The sequence below is a fragment of the Hymenobacter tibetensis genome (genome assembly GCF_022827545.1).
Lineage (GTDB): Bacteria > Bacteroidota > Bacteroidia > Cytophagales > Hymenobacteraceae > Hymenobacter > Hymenobacter tibetensis.
Map to the genome: position 1 here is coordinate 2,500,364 of NZ_CP094669.1, position 17,057 is coordinate 2,517,420.

At 56.5% G+C, this 17,057-nt stretch carries 13 protein-coding genes; 7 read left to right on the forward strand and 6 right to left on the reverse strand.

Translation table 11 applies throughout. The features are described 5' to 3' along the window. Window positions 1–115 precede the first annotated feature (115 nt). Together MTX78_RS09935 and corA are read right to left on the reverse strand one after the other, a co-directional pair. The gene (locus tag MTX78_RS09935; RefSeq protein ID WP_243802192.1) at window positions 116–1,603 is read right to left on the reverse strand and encodes an ArnT family glycosyltransferase; all 1,488 of its coding nucleotides are present in this window, start codon (window positions 1,601–1,603) and stop codon (window positions 116–118) included. Between the two features lie 106 nt (window positions 1,604–1,709). After that, window positions 1,710–2,903, reverse strand: a complete 1,194-nt coding sequence (gene corA / locus MTX78_RS09940; RefSeq protein WP_243802195.1) for a magnesium/cobalt transporter CorA — start codon at window positions 2,901–2,903, stop codon at window positions 1,710–1,712. Between the two features lie 104 nt (window positions 2,904–3,007). Between corA and MTX78_RS09945 the strand changes: the two genes are divergently transcribed. The 4 genes from MTX78_RS09945 (at window position 3,008) to MTX78_RS09960 (ending at window position 8,967) form a co-directional block, all read left to right on the forward strand. Next, window positions 3,008–4,312 carry an MATE family efflux transporter gene (locus MTX78_RS09945; protein ID WP_243802197.1) on the forward strand — a complete coding sequence of 435 codons (1,305 nt, stop codon included), beginning with the start codon at window positions 3,008–3,010 and terminating at the stop codon, window positions 4,310–4,312. An 80-nt stretch (window positions 4,313–4,392) separates the two neighbouring features. Beyond that, window positions 4,393–6,816, forward strand: a complete 2,424-nt coding sequence (locus MTX78_RS09950) for a glycoside hydrolase family 95 protein (RefSeq protein WP_243802200.1) — start codon at window positions 4,393–4,395, stop codon at window positions 6,814–6,816. Between the two features lie 263 nt (window positions 6,817–7,079). Then, entirely contained in the window at window positions 7,080–8,024 is a 945-nt protein-coding gene (locus MTX78_RS09955) for a glycosyltransferase family 2 protein (protein ID WP_243802201.1), read from the forward strand. Window positions 8,025–8,157: 133 nt separating this feature from the next. Next, window positions 8,158–8,967, forward strand: coding sequence for a phytanoyl-CoA dioxygenase family protein (locus MTX78_RS09960; protein ID WP_243802203.1), 810 nt, complete (start codon window positions 8,158–8,160; stop codon window positions 8,965–8,967). A gap of 70 nt (window positions 8,968–9,037) precedes the next feature. Here the strand turns inward: MTX78_RS09960 and MTX78_RS09965 are convergent, their stop codons facing one another. After that, window positions 9,038–10,825 carry an ArnT family glycosyltransferase gene (locus tag MTX78_RS09965; RefSeq protein ID WP_243802206.1) on the reverse strand — a complete coding sequence of 596 codons (1,788 nt, stop codon included), beginning with the start codon at window positions 10,823–10,825 and terminating at the stop codon, window positions 9,038–9,040. Window positions 10,826–10,970: 145 nt separating this feature from the next. On the opposite strand from MTX78_RS09965, the gene MTX78_RS09970 reads away from it, so the two are divergent. After that, window positions 10,971–12,575: a hypothetical protein gene (locus tag MTX78_RS09970; protein WP_243802208.1), complete on the forward strand. Its 1,605-nt coding sequence runs from the start codon at window positions 10,971–10,973 to the stop codon at window positions 12,573–12,575. Window positions 12,576–12,691: 116 nt separating this feature from the next. Then, entirely contained in the window at window positions 12,692–13,669 is a 978-nt protein-coding gene (locus MTX78_RS09975) for an acyl-ACP desaturase (protein WP_243802211.1), read from the forward strand. Window positions 13,670–13,776: 107 nt separating this feature from the next. Here MTX78_RS09975 and MTX78_RS09980 read toward each other — a convergent pair whose 3' ends face one another. The 3 genes from MTX78_RS09980 to MTX78_RS09990 all read right to left on the reverse strand — a co-directional run bounded on the left by MTX78_RS09980 (window position 13,777) and on the right by MTX78_RS09990 (window position 15,696). Further along, the gene (locus tag MTX78_RS09980) at window positions 13,777–14,409 is read right to left on the reverse strand and encodes a hypothetical protein (RefSeq protein WP_243802213.1); all 633 of its coding nucleotides are present in this window, start codon (window positions 14,407–14,409) and stop codon (window positions 13,777–13,779) included. A 296-nt stretch (window positions 14,410–14,705) separates the two neighbouring features. After that, window positions 14,706–15,323 (reverse strand): hypothetical protein, encoded by a 618-nt coding sequence (locus MTX78_RS09985; protein ID WP_243802216.1) that lies wholly within the window; start codon window positions 15,321–15,323, stop codon window positions 14,706–14,708. A 91-nt stretch (window positions 15,324–15,414) separates the two neighbouring features. Continuing rightward, window positions 15,415–15,696 carry a DUF427 domain-containing protein gene (locus MTX78_RS09990; protein WP_243802218.1) on the reverse strand — a complete coding sequence of 94 codons (282 nt, stop codon included), beginning with the start codon at window positions 15,694–15,696 and terminating at the stop codon, window positions 15,415–15,417. 172 nt (window positions 15,697–15,868) lie between these two features. Between MTX78_RS09990 and MTX78_RS09995 the strand changes: the two genes are divergently transcribed. Further along, window positions 15,869–16,975, forward strand: a complete 1,107-nt coding sequence (locus MTX78_RS09995; RefSeq protein WP_243802220.1) for a vWA domain-containing protein — start codon at window positions 15,869–15,871, stop codon at window positions 16,973–16,975. The last annotated feature ends 82 nt before the right edge of the window (window positions 16,976–17,057 follow it).

Consider the following 17,057-nt stretch of genomic DNA (forward strand, 5'->3'; position numbering starts at 1 on the left):
CAGTTCTGACTATTGGCGCCTCACCATGCTGAACAGTAGATACTTAGGCTCTTGATAAATTGCTGTTAGCTACAAGTGCGCGGGCAAAATGGTAGCCTTCTAGCAGCCACGCGGCTCAGTAGTTACTGGAAAGAGTGGGTGGAACTTGCGGTAGAGAGTCGCGGCGTACGTACACGCTATGCCATTTGTCTTGAAAAACACGCTGGTAAGGCCCAATCTGACTGGGGGCATCTGCGGGTACCTGGTAGGCCTGGTTCCAGGTGCGCTGGTCCGTAACGATGTAGCGCACCGAATCTTGAGTTGCTAGCGCAAAGAACGTATCGAGCGGAAGCTGGCCCGCATACTCGTTGGCGTTGAGCAGCGCGTAGTACGTAAGCCCCCGGACCCGGTAGTTATTCATCTGTCCGAAGAAGAAGTCGATAGGCGCAATGATTTTGGCGCCTTGCTGGGGCATGTAGGCCGCCAAACGAGCATTTTCAACCAGAGTATTGGGGTACGTTTGATTTTCGCGCACCAAATAAAAAGCCCGTATCAGTCCGCCGAGTGGGTAAGCGCAGAACGCCACTACCACTACCAGCCGCTGCGGCTGCGTCAGGAGAGGAGCGGCAGCCAGCGTCAGCTCCACCAGCGTTGCAATCAGGAAGGGAACGAAGAGAAGGAAGTAGTATACATTGTTACTTTTGGTTAGCAGCCAAAACAAGCCCAGTAGTAGCAGCAGATACTGCATGCTCGGGGTCAGGAGCTTTAAGGAGGGCCGATGCCGCCACAGCACCACCACCACTACCAGAAATAAGACGGTAAGAAAAGTCTCGCCCTCGCTGTGCATAAACAGACGGTGGTAATCAGCCATTACCGCCAGCTTCGACCACCAATGCAGGTTCGACTGCGTGACGTGGTCGTGGGTGAACTGGTATACCAGGCGGTCGATCTGGTTGTCCAGCGCGGCGTCCAGCAAATACGTACTGACGGTGAGCGTGCCTACCAACCCGAACCAGCCGGCCCGCAGCCAGCCGCGGTGCGCCAGCAGCCAGAACGTGCCCGCCGCCACGTAGATAATGCCGTTGAGGTGAGTCAGCCCCGCAATACCCGCCAGGACGCCTGCCAGCAGCAACCGAAGAAAAGACGCATCGGGCCGCCGCAACAGCATGTAAGATGCGAAGCCAAACGCCGCAACCATGGAATCGGGGCGGTTATCAACCCCAAAAATCCAGAGGCAGCCGCACCCGATGTATAGGGTTGCGGCCAGCCATTGGTGCTCCGGTTTTCGCCGAAAATACAGCAGTAGTAACCCTAGCCCAACCGCCGTAAACAGCATGGGCGTTGTGCGGGCTCCCCAAACGCTGAAGCCCACTCCCGACAGCAGAAGGGCCTGCACATACACAAAAGCCTTGTGGAAAACGTAGAGCCGTTCGTGCCAGTAATTGTACCCTCGAAACAGCTCGGAACGCACAATTCCATCCTTCAAAAGCCAGTAGGATTGCTCGGTGCACCAGGCGTCATCGAAGTGCGAAATCCGGTGGTACAACGTGCTGGCAAGCAGTAGCAGCAGCAATACAACGGCTCCGTAGTAGACCTTTCTAGGAAAAAGCACGTTGTTGGTCATACCGGTTGCACGGAAGTGAGTGAGGGCTGCTCAAGAGAATAAAATGTGTCTTTCAAGGACTCCAAGCCCCCAAATATAGCAGCCTCAGGCACTCACCTCGTGTGCCCTACCGGTTGGTTAGCCAGCCCTTACGATAGAAATAGTAGAGCTGCCCAACGACCATGAGAGCCATCAGCGCCAGCACGCTCAAGTAGCCCCAGGGCGAATAGAGTTCGGGCATGTTAAGCCGGTTGATGGTGCCGTCGGGATTTTCGCGCGAGAAATTCATGCCGTAAACACCCGCCACAAAGCTCAGCGGGATGAAGATGGAGCTGATAATGGTCAGCACTTTCATCACCTCGTTCATGCGGTTGCTTTGGTTGGACATAAACAAATCCACGAGGCTGCTCACCGATTCGCGGTAGGTTTCGGCCAGTTCCAGCGCCTGAATGGCGTGGTCGTAACAGTCGCGGAAATACATCTTCATTTCCTCGGACACCACTTCGTCGGGCTGGCGCAGGATTTCGGCAATCTTCTCACGCTCTGGAAACACCAGTTGCCGAAAGCGGACAATGTCCTTTTTCACTCGCAAAATCCGGTTGAGCACCCGCCGGTCGGGGCGGTCCTCCAGAATGCGGTTTTCCAGCTTTTCAATGTAGTCGCCGATGGCGGCCATGGTAGGGTAGTAGTTGTCGAGCACCACATCGGTAATGGCGTAGGCGAGGTAAAGTGGGGGCTTACGCTTGATTTGGCTGAAGCCCGACCGAATCCGGTGCCGCACCGGATCAAGGCAGTCGTTGTAATCGTCTTGGAACGTGATAACGTAGTTGGGGCCCGTGAACAGGGAGAGTTGGTCGTCATCCACTTCGAGCAGGGTGGTGAATTCCGTCATGCGCGACACCAGAAACAAGCGGTTGTCGTCGAACACGTCCACTTTGGCCCGTTCGTGGTCGTTGAGCACGTCTTCCATCTGGAGTGGGTGCAGCTGAAAATCGTCGATAAACCGTTGAATCAACGTTAGGTCGTTGTAGCCGCGCACGTCTATCCAATGGCGTAGTTCCGGGTGGCTTTGGAAGTCGGCCAGCAGCTCGTCGTAGGTGGTGTATTCCTGCTCGGTGCAGTGCTGCTCGTCGTAGGAAAGCAGAAACAGCCGCGGCGTGAGCGAGCCTTCCCGAACGGTGAGCGTGCCGGGGCGCCGGCCCACTTGCTGTTCGCGGGCCAGTCTGGTGGCTGAGCGGTCGGCTATGGAAGCCGGGCGCTGGTCGTCGTAGGGCAGAGGGGAAGCAGCTGGCTGAGCTGGGGGAAGAGAAGGAGAGTCCATAGAAAAAGTAAAACCCGGGTCAATGTACGGTGGAAGCTCAACTAAGGTGTAGGTGAACCCGCAGCTAGGTAGTGGTACAGCTAACTCTTCTACTTTTACTGCTGATGCCACCGTCTTCTACTTCTGCCACTGAAGCTGCCCCAAGCACGCGCCGTTTTGTGCGGGGCTCGTTGGGGTCAGGCATCGGACTGGGCGCGCGGGCGGCGGGGGCGTTGGCACTCAACAAACTGCTAGCCGTGTATGGCGGACCTGGTGGCCTCACGCTGCTGGCGCATTTCCAGAATTTGCTGGCTTTGTTTACGGCCCTGCCCAACGACGGTACGCACGTAGGAGTGGTAAAGTACCTCGCCCCATTGCAGCCAACCGGCAAGCGCTACAGTGCCTGGCTTGGGGCAGCGGTGGCGCTGAACAGCGCTGTGCTGCTGATTGGGCTGCTTGCGGTGTGGCTGCTGCCGGGCCCTTTGGTGGGCGTGTTTCAGCCTAGTGCAGGCTGGCTGGCATTGTTTGGGTTAGGGATAGTGATGGTGGCAACGTATGGGCTACTGAGCACGGTATTGCTGGCCGCGGGCCGGTTGCGGTCCTACATTACCTTAACAGTGGTTCTGAGCGTTCTGGGGCCCGTGGCCGTGGCGGCGGTGTTGCGGTGGCCCAAGGACATGCCCGTGGATGTTTCTCGTGTGTTGCTGGCGTATCTGCTGGCGCAGGGTTGTGTGCTGTTTCCGGCACTTGGGCTGGCCCGGCACCACGGCTTGCTACCGCCGCTGAGTGGGCGCTTGAGTAGGGGAGCGGTGCGTGGGCTAAGCAAGTTTCTGCTGATGGCCGTGGGGTTGCTGCTGTTTGGCAAGGCAGTGGACTTTGGAGTGCGGGAACTGTTGGTGCGGCAGTTCGGCCTAGCCGAAACCGACCTGTGGCAGGCCGTCGTGAAGCTCAGCGACAACTACACGATGGTGCTGGCTGCCGTGATGAGCAGCGTGTATTACCCGCGCTTGGCGGCGCTGGCAACCCAACCCGCCGCGCAAAAGCAGTGGGTGCGTACTGTGCTTCAATTGCTGGTGCCGCTGCTGACGGCTGGCTTGCTGCTGCTTTACGAGGTGCGCAACTGGCTGCTGCCGCTGGTGTTTGAAGCCCGCTTCGCGGCTGCTGCCGACTTGTTGGCACCGCAGCTGCTGGCCGACTGGTTGCGCTTTATTTCATGGCCCCTCATCATGGTGTTCACGGCCCAGGCGCGGGTGGGGCGGTACGTGGCCGTGCAAGCAGGTTCGGCTATGGTATACGCCGTGGCGTTGGGGCTGCTGTTGCCCCGGTTTGGGCTGTTGGGGGCTTTGCTGGCCGGGGTAGGGCGCTACGCATTGCTGCTGCTGTGGTGCGGGTGGTATTTCCGGCGTTATTGGCGGCGGGGAAATTCTTGATACCTTCCAGCGCCTCACGGCTCGGTAAAAGCCCAGGAATGGCAGCTAAAGCCGGTTTTTCTTAACAAGCGTTGTTGCGTATGGTCTTGGGTCAGGTGAAAAGAATGCTGCTGCTCGGCAGCTTGGTGTTGGGAACATGGGGGGAAGCACAGGCACAACAACCACTGAAGCTCTGGTACAAAGAACCCGCCAGCACCTGGACCGAAGCACTACCCGTTGGCAACGGCCGGCTAGGCGCTATGGTGTTTGGGCGGGCCAGTGAAGAACTGATTCAACTCAACGAAAACAGCTTGTGGTCGGGAGGGCCAGCCAACCTGAACCCCAACCCTGACGCCGCCAGCTATCTGCCCCAGATTCGAGAGGCGCTCTTCAACGAAGACTACAAGAAAGCTGAAGACCTCTGCCACAAGTTTCAGGGGCTGTACACCGAAGCCTACATGCCACTCGGCGACTTGCTCATCAAGCAGGATTTCGCTGGAACGCCGACCAACTACTACCGCGACCTGAACATCACCGAAGCCACCGCCAGCACGCGCTTCACGGTCGGCGACACCCAGTACAGCCGGGAAATCCTGTCCTCGGCTCCCGACCAGGTAATCCTGATTCAACTCAAGAGCAGCAAGAAAGGCGGCCTGACGTTCGATGCTGCCACCAAAAGCCAGCTTCAGTTCACTGTCAGTGCAGCGGGTCCCGATGAGTTGGTAATGCGCGGTAAAGCGCCTTCCCACGCCGACCCGAGTTACGTACGCAACGACGTCAACCCGGTAACCTATGAGCCCGTGGGGTCGTGCCGGGGGATGCGCTACGAGCTGCGCCTCAAGGCCCGCAACACCGATGGCAGCGTTACTACCGATGCCACCGGCCTGCACGTGCGCAACGCCACCGAAGTGGTGCTCTACCTCACGGCGGCCACCAGCTTCAACGGCTTCGATATGTGCCCCGATAAAAACGGCAAAGACGAAAGCAAGCTCGCCACCTCGTACTTGAGTCAGGCCTTCCCGAAAAGCTTTGCCGCCATTCGCCGCAGCCACGTACAGGACTACCAGCGCTACTTCAACCGCGTTGCGCTAACCTTAACCAAAAGCCCCGAGCCCAAGCTCTCGACGTTGGAACGGCTGAAGCTGTATGCCGATGGCGGCACCGATCTGGCCTTGGAAGCTCTCTATTTCCAGTTTGGGCGCTACTTGCTGATTTCCAGCTCGCGGCCCGGCGGGCTTCCCGCCAACTTGCAGGGCATTTGGAACCCGCACCTGCGGGCCCCGTGGAGCAGCAACTACACCACCAACATCAATGCCCAGATGAATTACTGGCCGGCCGAGCCCCTGAATCTGTCGGAGATGCACGAGCCGTTTCTGGAGCTGATTGGCAACACGGCCGTTACGGGCCGCGCAACCGCCAAGAACTACTACAACGCCAAGGGCTGGGCCGTCCACCACAACTCCGACATCTGGGCCACGTCCAACCCGGTCGGCGACCTGGGCAAAGGTGACCCCACGTGGGCCAACTGGAATATGGGCAGCCCGTGGCTGAGCCAGCATTTGTGGGAGCACTACCGTTACACCAACGACCAGGACTATCTGCGCAGCATGGCGTATCCGCTCATGAAGGAAGCGGCCCTGTTCTGCCTAGACTACCTAGTGCCCGACAAAAAAGGACGGTTGGTAACGGCGCCCTCATCGTCGCCGGAAAACGTGTTCATCACCGACAGCGGAGCCAAGGGCAGCATGTCGGTAGCTTCCACCATGGACATGTCCATCATTCGGGACCTGTTCACGAACGTAATAGAAGCTTCGGAAACCTTGGGGATAGACGCCGATTTTCGGAAGCAGCTTGTGGAAAAGAAAGCGCAGTTGTTTCCGTTTCAAGTGGGCAAGAAGGGTAACCTACAGGAGTGGTACAAAGATTGGGACGATGCCGACCCCCGGCATCGGCACGTTTCGCACTTATTTGGGCTGCACCCCGGCCGGCAGATTTCCCCTCTCACCACTCCTGACCTGGCTGCCGCGGCCCGCCGGACCCTGGAAATCCGGGGCGACGAAGGCACCGGCTGGAGCATTGCTTGGAAAATCAATTTCTGGGCTCGCCTCCACGATGGAAACCACGCCTACAAGCTGGTTCGGAACCTACTGCACCTGACGGGCTTGGAAAACACGCCATACAACAAAGGCGGCGGAACGTACGCCAACTTGTTCTGCGCCCACCCGCCCTTCCAAATCGACGGCAATTTCGGCGGGGTGGCCGGCATTGGCGAGATGCTGCTGCAAAGCCACGACGGCGCCCTGCACCTGCTACCCGCCTTACCCGACGCTTGGCAGGCAGGCAGCGTAAAAGGGTTGCGGGCCCGCGGCGGCTTCGAGGTGGACCTGGCCTGGCAAAACGGTAAGCTGCTGAGCACCACCATCCGTAGCGTGAAGGGCACCTCCACTAAAGTGCGCTACGGCGGCAAGGTGATAGAGGTGAAGCTGAAGCCCGGCCAAAGCAAAAAGCTCGGCCCTGGTTTATAAGTATCTAAGTTGCTATAGTGAGACAAGTCCTGTCATTCCGACGCAGGAGGAATCTGAGTTAAATTCTGAGAACGAGTTAACTCAGATTCCTCCTGCGTCGGAATGACAGATGGTCCCTTCGTAGTGCTACTAGCCTGCCTCGATGAAGTATAGTTTAGAATTTCGAGCCTGAACGAAATACTCTTATTACCAACAACCCACCGGCGCGCCTGGTAGCATAGCGCTAGGTTGCTGATCTTTGGGCGGCCCCGTTGTGCCACTTTTTGCATACGTATCATTTAGTGCCTGATTTAGCTGATTTGCCCGTTGTTAGCATTGTGGCGTTGTGCTACAATCACGCCCGTTTTCTGCCCGCCGCGCTGGACTCTATTCTGGCCCAGTCGTATCCCAACCTGGAAGTACTGCTGGTAGACAACGCCAGCACCGACGGTAGCTTAACCATTCTGCGCAGTTACGCCCAGGCCAACCCCACTTGGCAACTGTTGGCGCAACCCCACAACCTAGGGCTGTGCGCCGCTTTCAACCTGGCCTACCGACAAGCACGAGGCGAGTTCCTGATTGATTTTGCTACCGATGACGTGTTGCTGCCCCAACGGGTAGCGCAGCAAGTGGCGGCTTTCCAGCAGTTGCCATCGCACTACGGCATGGTGTATTCCGATGCCGAGCTGATCAACGAAGACTCGCAGCACGTACGCTTTCATTTCCGCCGCACCAAGCAGGGGCTACAGCCAAAGCCGGCATCGGGCTACGTGTTTGCCGACGTGCTGCAGCGCTATTTCATTAGCACGCCCACCATGATGATGCGCCGGGCTACGCTCGACGAGCTAGGTGGCTACGACGAAACCCTGTACTATGAAGACTTCGACTTTTGGGTGCGGGCCGCTCGAAACTGGGCGTTTTATTTTCTGGATCAAGTAACCACCCAGAAACGAGTACACCCACAGGCCATGTCTAGAGCTGCTTACCGCCCTGGCGACCCCCATCTGGCCTCCACCATTGCTACGTGCCGCAAAGCCCTGCGCCTGTGTGAAGCGCCCGCTGAATGGGCTGCCTTGGCCGTGCGCCTACGCTGGGAAATGCGGCAGGCGGTGCGCTGGGGTAGCAACGCGGAAGCCGCTCTGCTGTATGAGTTGCTGCAGCAAACCAAGCACCAGCAGCCGCTCGATTGGTTGCTGGGGCAGTGGAGCCGCCTGCGCTCCAGGGCGTAACCAAGCGCCTGGATGATGCGCTGTGTAACAGTGCAAACGCCGCGCTAGTGCTACTTTTGCCGTAAGACAAAACTACTAGGCTTCTGTGTTGTCCTAGTATCTTGCCAACTACAAGAGACCAATACGTATCGCAATGAAAGCAAGTGTTAACCAGCAACCTGTTACCTATCAGATAGAAGGGGAAAGCAGCCCGGCCGAAAACCGCGTGCTACTCGCCGAAAGCATTGATTTAACCGCCGGCACTACGTGGGCTGCATCCGGCTATACAGTGGCTCCCTTTTTAGCTCCCACTCAGCAGCAGCAATTGCAACAGGGGTTGGCCGACCTGCTACGTGAGGCCCTACAAGCCGCAGGCGTTCCAGTGGCCTCAGATTTCCCGGTGAGCGACTATCATCGGGTGATTGGTGATGATCAGGCGCGGCACCTTGCCGTGGTAAACACCACCAAAGAATACTCGCTCGACCGCCTACCGATTGCTCCGGCCGTGTTGGAAGCCCGGGTAGGAGAGTTGTGCGGCCGGCCCGTGCAAGCCTACAACCCCTTCGACGACGCCCGCATTTTCCACCTGCGCATCGTGCGCCCCGGCCGTTCCGACAACAATCCCCTGCACCGCGACATCTGGTTGCCCGATTACGACAACTGCGTGAATATCTACGTGCCCGTAGCCGGCAGCACCGCCGATTCCTCGTTGAGTTTGATTCCGGGCAGTCATTGGTGGCCTGAAAGTCAAACGGAACGCACGCAGCAGGGAGCCGTCTATAATGGTGTGACGTACACGGTGCCGGGCGTGAAGGATGCCCCTCAGCCGTTGGAGCTGATTCGCCCCAACCCAGGCCCGGAGGAAGTGCTGTTGTTTTCGCCCTACCTGCTGCACGGCGGCGCTGTCAACCTGAATGCCGATGCCACCCGTATTTCACTGGAAATGCGGTTCTGGTCGGCATAAGTGGCTGTGTTCAGGCAGGGGCCAGGACTAGTTGGAATTACGCCGTTTTGGTGGCCTACTGCCCTGAATGCTACTTACCCACTTCGTACAGCTCTACCTTGCCATCTTGGGCTACTAGTTTCCGGTGGGGAAACCACGCCAGCACCGAGTCAGGAGAGTAGCGGATAAGCCGCCGGGTAAGTTCTTCGTTGGTAAGGGTACTTCGGTTGAGTAGCAGCCACACTTTCTCGCCTGGTCGCTGCCGTACTGAGTCGCGGGAGAGGTAGCTCCGAAACCGCAGGGTAGGCGGTACGTGAAAGCCGTAGTGAAAGTCGTGGTTGCGAAGCAGAAATTCGTCGACGTACACTACACCGCGAGCTGGTGCCGCTAGATAGGTTTGCAGCACGCGGCTTTGCGCAAAGTGAGAAGAGACGGTGGGTTTGCCCATAAAATAGAGGGGGCGCAATAGCAGTGCCGCCGCAAGCCCACCGAGCAGCAAGGCGGCCAGGCCAGCTGTACGCGGCGGGTAAGAAGTGGGCCATTTCGTGCGGAACAATGCTAAAGCCAGGAAAAAAAATCCGAGCAAACCATAGGGAACAGAAACGGAGCTGCGCAGCCAACCCGCAAACAACAGCAACATTCCCCCGATAAACCAGCCCCGGCGACCCGTCTGCCAGAAGGCCCGCAAGCCAAACCCAGCCGCTATGGCCAGCGGCGGCAGCAGCGGCGTAACCATGCGAGGCTGCAAAGAAATGGGGTTGTATTCCTGCAATGATGTGCTGCCCCACCAATAAAATGCTAGTGTGGAAACAGCTAGTGCCAGCCAAAATGAGGCGTCGTCAGCGGGGGCTTGTACCGTAGTGCTGCGCCGCAAAGCCGCCCCACGGATTGGCAGCGTAGCCGCCGCCAATACCAGCATAACACCCATGCCCGTGCCTACAAAAAAAAGCAGCGGCTCCCACGTCACGCGACCTAGCAAGGCACCTCGGTGGCCCTGCACATAGTTTCCATCGCGCATGAAGGCATTGGTTTGCTCGATGATGTGGTAGCGGTAAAGCGGATCATGCGTGAGTACTTGGAAGTACACCAGATATGCGGCCAACAAGGTGCTGCCTGCTGCCAAGGCCGCCACCCAGAACCGGCTATGCCGCCGCCGGTAGGCATCCAAGCTCAGTAGAGCAACATAGAAGGGCAGATAGAAAACAATGGTTTCTTTGCTCAGCAGTGCCGCAAAGTTGAGGAGCGCGAACCCGACGCCCCAGGCAACGGGTCGTGCCTGCGCCAGCCGCCGACCAACAACTAAGGCGGCCGCGCTGGCCGTACAACAGAACATCAGCACATTATCGGGGTACAGATACGTGCTTAAGTTGAGTGTGAAGTAGTGCAGCCCCAGCAACAGCATGGCTCCGGCAGCCACCACTGGCTCGCGCCGCCGGTAGAGCGCCCACACAACCAAGGCGCAGCCCAGCGTGCAGAGCAACGGCCAAAGGGTGGTGCTGATAATGTTGATGCCAAAAAGCCGATACAGCCCTGCCACTGGGCCAAAAACCAAGAGCCGTTCCTGCAACGGGTCGTGGAGGAGGTGCTGCGGATCGGGGAGGGGGCGGTAGGTGCCGGTTGCCAGCGCGTGTGCATAGCGGGCATAGAAATGGTCGTCTATATCGTAAAGCCCCTCGTGCGTTACCGCGAAGAAAGCAACCGTGAAAACGAACACCAAACCCAGGGCTACAGTGGGCAACCGAAAAAGCCAACGATGATTCACGCCAACAAAGGTGGCAAAATAGGATGAACAGCAAGAAGCAGCAACAAGGAAGCGCCTGCGCTTCAGTACGTGCTTGCTGTTCGGGTCGCGTTGCAGTGCTACAGTGGCAGAAGCCATGGGCTGCTAGGCATGGGTTGTTTACTTAGCTTTGGCCACGAAAAGCGGGTAGCACTACCAGTAAACGCACCGACATCACCTTTTTTATTTCTGTTGCCTGTCACCTCTTCCTCACATATTTCGGCGGGTACTGCTGCCTGCGTTGTTGCTGCTAGCCGCGGGCTGGGGCCTGGGCTGCTACTTTGAAACCAACGACGACCCGGCTATCATCATGCTGCTGCGGGGAACTACAGCCGGCGCGCCCGTCACCGATTTGCACTTATACTTTCACGGAGTAAGCGCGGTGTTGGCGGCCCTCTACCAGCTGTGGCCCGCGCTGCCCTGGTTCGGCTTGTTGTTGTATGGACTACTCTATATAGCCACCGTCCTCACGTTTACAGTGCTGGACCGGCTATTGGTGGGAAGAGTACCTTCCAGCCACATAACGGTGCTGCTGGTGCTGTTTTTCTTGGTAGCGTGGCTGGAACACGGGTTTTGGTTCAACTACGTGCGCGTGCCGGTATTGCTGGCAGGGGCCGGCGTGCTCTTTGCTGCCCAAAGGCCGCGCAGCCGGGGCGCTTTTGTAGTAGGCATATTGGCCTTCGGTCTGAGTTGGCTGATTCGACCCAGTACCGCGCTGATGGGGCTATTGCTCGCCGCGCCCGGAGCCTACTGGCTGAGTGGTCGATGGGCCATGCCTATCCTAGCGGCCGCCTTGGTGTGGGCGGGGCTCGGGGCCGGGGTGTTGCGGGTTACGCGTAGTCCGCAGGCAGCGGCCCTCGCCGCCCTCGATGTGCCGAAAGCCAACCTCAACGACTTTCAGCTTCTGCGGCCTGTGCCTCGTACATCCTCGGATAGCCTAGCGCTGCAAGACGTGGCCCATTGGATGATGACCGACTCCACCCGCATCAACCTGGCCATGTTCGAGCGTGCTACCCGCCTGGAGCCGCGGTGGTTTCTGCGCGAAATTGCTCCGACCAAGCTCCAGGTAATGCTCCGCTTATTGGTGCGCGACTATTTCCCGTTGCTATTGCTACAGGCAGTGCTGCTGGGCTGGGTAATAAGCAGAAAAGGGCTGCCGGAGCAGCGCTGGTTCTGGCTGACGCAGGCCGGCTACATAGGACTGCTAGTGCTGCTGGGAGTGGTGTTGAAGCTCCCGCCTCGTGTGGGTTTGCCTCTGTTTGATTTCTGGGTGATAAGCAACTTGCTTTATGTGTTGCGGCCAACGCGCCACGCTCGTCAGCTGCCGCTCGACCGTCCTGTGGTGCTGGTACTGGCGGCTTTAGCAGTAATGGCGGGCCCCTATGCGTACAAAACCTGGCATCGGCGAGTGGTGCTGCAGGCCGAGCGCCACCACAACGAACTGCTACGAACCCAGTTCACCGCGGCCCTGCCCGCTACGGCGTTGCTAGTTACTGATGTGCTACCCGCAACATATAAAGCGGCAAGCCCCTTTGAAAATCCCGATGCTGTTCCTGCTAAAATGCTGACCTTGGCCGGCTGGACCACCGCCAATCCTTCGCAAGCCGCATGGCGCCAGCAGCTCACCGGCACCCGCGACTTCGCAGAAAGCATGTACCGATTGGCGCAGCAAGGCCCCAAAGTTCGGTGGCTGCTTACGCCAGAAGGAGCTAAACTTCTCAACCAGCACTTAAAGCAGCAACAACCCGAGAAACCAACAAAGCTTGAGTTTATCTCTGATAATAAAGTCTTTACTAACGTAGCAGACGTATACCAGTACTACCACTCACAGCCGACACAGAATGAATAAATAGTAAAGACAAAATTTTGTTAGGGTCTCGGTGAATTTATTCAGCGTATTTGGGACTATCGAATAGATACCTTTGACCCTCTCCTTTTTTCCCGCACTTTTTTCTGTACTACACCATGATTGCCACCACCACTTCTCGCAGTGAGGTTCTGAGACATATCGAACCATTTCTACGCTCGAACCTCGGTACGTTTCTTAAAAGCGTGGAAGAAAGCTGGCAGCCTTCCGATTTCTTGCCTGACTCGCGCCTCGATACTTTCTTTGATGAGGTGAAGCTGCTGCGCGAACGGGCTGGTGAACTAAGTTACGATCTGCTGGCTGTGCTTATCGGTGATACCATTACCGAAGAAGCACTTCCCAACTACGAGGCCTGGTTTCATGAGCTTGATGATTTGGACCGCGACCGTGACAACGGCTGGGCCCAGTGGATACGGGGCTGGACGGCCGAGGAAAACCGCCATGGCGACTTGCTTAACCGCTACCTCTACCTCAGCGGCCGCGTAAACATGCGCGAGTTTGAAGCCAGCACCCAGCACCTCATTGCCGACGGCTTCGACCTGGGCACAGCCCATGATCCGTATCGCGCATTTGTGTACACCAGCTACCAAGAAGCTGCTACCAACCTCTCGCACCGCCGCGTGGGTACGCTGGCTCGCAAAGCCGGTGATGCTTCGCTGTCCAAGCTCTGCGGCATGATTGCCGGCGACGAGGCCCGTCACGCCCGCGTGTACCAGACGTTTGTTGAGAAAATATTCGAAGTAGATCCTTCTGAAATGATGCTGGCCTTCGAGGATATGATGCGCAAGAAAATTGTGATGCCGGCGCATTATATGCGGGAGCTAGGCGTAGAGATGGGCAAAACATTCGGCCATTTCACGGATGCCGCTCAGCGCCTCGGAGTCTATACCAGCCAAGACTACACCGACATTCTGGAAGGTCTTATCACAACTTGGAAAGTTGATCAGGTTACCGGCCTCAATAGCACCGCCGAAAAAGCCCGCGACTATATCATGGCCTTGCCTAACCGCCTGCGCCGGGTTGCTGACCGCATGCCCGTGCCCAAGCTCGAATACAAATTCAAATGGATTGAATAGAGGTACAAACCTCGCTTCAACAGGTAACCCAACAAAAAGCCCCCGTAGCATCAGTGCTACGGGGGCTTTTTGTTGAAGTATCAGTAAGCTAAGCTGAACTCTCTTTCTTATTGGCCGTCCATTACTTGGCCCATCACCCATTTGCCACTCGGATCGAGCTTGTAGGTAATGGTACGGGAAGTAGGCGTAGCTGCAGCTGGTTCCGCAGCTGTGGCCGAGGCAGTACCGCTGGTTATGGGGAAAGTACGGCTCAGCATGTTGTTGCTCAGCGTATAGGTGTCTTTGCCAGCATAGCCAACTGCGGCAACGCCCGTTATCATACCTGGGCCGGTGATGGGCGTGTAGCCACGGTCCGTAAACTCATAGCCGTAGAAACCACCGTTAGCCGTAGCGGCATCCGTGAAGATGTAGATTTCAGGCTTGCCATTGCCGTTCAGGTCACCAGTTACAGCCTCCCGCACAGCACCATTAATATCGAGACGCACAGGGTCAGACGTGAGGGCTGCACCGCGGTAAGAACGGATAGTGAGCTGCCGTTGCGCTGAAGCACCAGTAGTGCGGATTTCAAAGCGTGAAGTGCCCTGCGTTAGGTCTTTAGTGAAACTAACGGGCTCGGTAGCTACTGTGCTTTCCGCGGTTGAAGTTTCAATAGAGGTGTCTTCAACAACGCCCCGGGAAGAGTCGCAGGCAGTAGCTGCCACAAGTGAGGCACCAAGTAAGACTAATGCGGATGCTTTCATGATGATAGAAGGGGGAAGTGTGGATGTGGGAGGAGTATGCAATGTTTATACGCTGAACCGCTAATTATTGGCACAGCAACTAGTTGTCAGAACAGCATGGCCTGGAGCGCCATCCCTACCAGTGCCTGTATGGGCACTTCTAAATATCGGCGCAAGGTATTCTATTCTATATGAAATACAAATTTGTCCTATGTAAATAGAGGAAGAATAGGCCCGGATTGCGTGGTAGAAAAACGGCTTTACTGTATATGTAGTGGGTTTTGTTATTAATTATCTTGGTTTACTACCATTGAAGCCTATCGAGGTTGATTCCTAATATGCGCTTGTTGAAATGTAGTGCTGCCTTCTGGCAGCCGGTAGCTTACAGTGCGTTGGCCGCCACTAGGGCAACAGTTGGGGTCAGCATCCAGATATACTGGGAAGGACCGGACCACCTCTTGGCCTTCCACCTTGAACTTGTCGTGGCCCTGGTAGCCTTTGGCCGCCTCTCCACTAAGCTCGGGCAGCGTTAAGTTGCGGCGGCCCTGGGCGAGATATTCGTACCCAAGCATCTGCCCGTACGAGCCGCTACCGGCGTCGGTGATGAACACTAGGAGCTCTGGAAACTCGTCGTTGTTGAGGTTGGTCGTTATGGCATCTTCAACGGTGCCCTCAATGGCCTGTATGTCGGTAGCCAGTTCTTTGCCGCCCTTTTCAGCCCGTAGTTCCATCCGGCGTTGCGAGCCTTTGCCCGTGGTTTGCAATACAAACCGATGGTCGCCTTCGCTCAATTCTTTCCGGAAGCTAACCTGCATGGCCGCAGGTGTAGGAGTGGCAGTGGCACGTAAGGTAGCGGGGTCTGATGTTTCGGCCGCGCGTGGTGCGTCGCAAGCCGCCAGCAGCGTTAGTAGTACAATGGGGAGGTAAATCTTCATAGAAATGCAGAGAAACTCGGCGGTGGTGTAGCCGAATTCCTCTGCATTTACCGTTCTGTTCGCCGCGAGGTTGCAGTTTCGCGCTCAGGTTTTAGGAGGTAATCTGGACTCCTTTCCAAAAAGCAACGCGCCCCTGAATCTCCTGGGCGGCATCTTTGGGTTCAGGATAGTACCAGGCAGCATCCTTGTTCAGCTCGTTGTTGACGCGTAACGAGTAATAGCTAGCTCGGCCTTTCCACGGGCAGGTGGTATGCGCAATACTGTCTTCGAAATACTCCTTTTTGATAGAATCAGCAGGGAAATAGTGGTTGTTTTCAACTACAACCGTGTTGTCGCTTTCAGCTACGACGGTATTGTTCCAAATTGCTTTCATTGAGCAGGCTTTTTAGTAGTGGACTCGTATGTGTTGGTCGGCCACAGCGGCCGTTGGTAGCTTAGGGTAAGGAGCAGCCGGGCAAGCCCGAGTGCTGCCTAAGAAAACAAACAGCTCCAAATGAAAAACTAACTTTCCTTGCCCGTTGTTCTGACGACTCAATCTCTTCCTTATGTCCGCAGGCTTCCGTTTCCAAGATTTCGTGCCCGAAGAGTCACCCGAGAAAGGCTTCGACTCTTTGTTTAAGATATTCATGCAGCTTATTACCATCACTTCCGGTGATGTAGGCGAAACCTTGTCGTGGCTGAACGAGCTCGACAAGCAGTATGGCCTCACCAACGACGAGTATGGAATGGGCAACTTCATTGAAGACCTCAAGAAAAAGGGGTACATCGATGAGGACGAGCAGAAAAAAGGCGAGTTCAACATCACTGCCAAAAGTGAGCAGCAAATTCGTAAAAGCTCCCTGGAGGAAATTTTCGGGAAGCTAAAGAAATCGGGGCAGGGCAACCACCGCACGCCGCACACCGGCCAAGGCGACGAGCAAAGCACCGACATGCGCGAATTCCGGTTCGGCGACTCGCTGGACCAGATTTCGATGACCGAGTCTATCCGCAACGCGCAACTCAACCACGGCCTGTCCGATGAGTTCATGCTGTCGGAGGGCGACTTGGAAGTGCGCGAAAACGAACACAAAAGCCAGACAAGCACGGTGCTGATGATTGACATCTCGCACTCCATGATTTTGTATGGCGAAGACCGCATCACGCCAGCTAAAAAGGTGGCCATGGCGCTGGCGGAGCTGGTAAAGCAGAAGTACCCCAAAGACACGCTCGATGTGCTGGTATTCGGCAACGATGCGTGGCAGATTGAGGTGAAAGATTTGCCGTATCTGCAAGTAGGGCCTTACCACACCAACACAGTAGCCGGCTTGGAACTGGCCTTAGATCTGCTTCGTAAGCGCAAAACGCCGAACAAACAGATCTTTATGATTACCGACGGCAAGCCTACTTGCTTGAAGGAGCCCGCTGGTGGTTATTACAAAAACAGCTTCGGCCTCGACCGCAAGGTGGTCAACAAAACGCTGAACTTGGCCGCTGCTGCCCGTCGCCTCAAAGTGCCTATTACCACCTTCATGATTGCCTCTGATCCATATTTGAAGCAGTTTGTGAACGAGTTCACCGAAGTAAACCAAGGCAAAGCCTACTACTCTTCGTTGAAAGGTCTGGGTCACATGATTTTTGAGGACTACAAGCGCAACCGCCGCAAAACGCTTTAGTACTAGACCTATAGACAATGATGCTAGTTTTCTTCTTGGTTCAGGAGGGAAGCTAGCATTGTTGTTTACTATGCTGTGCTAT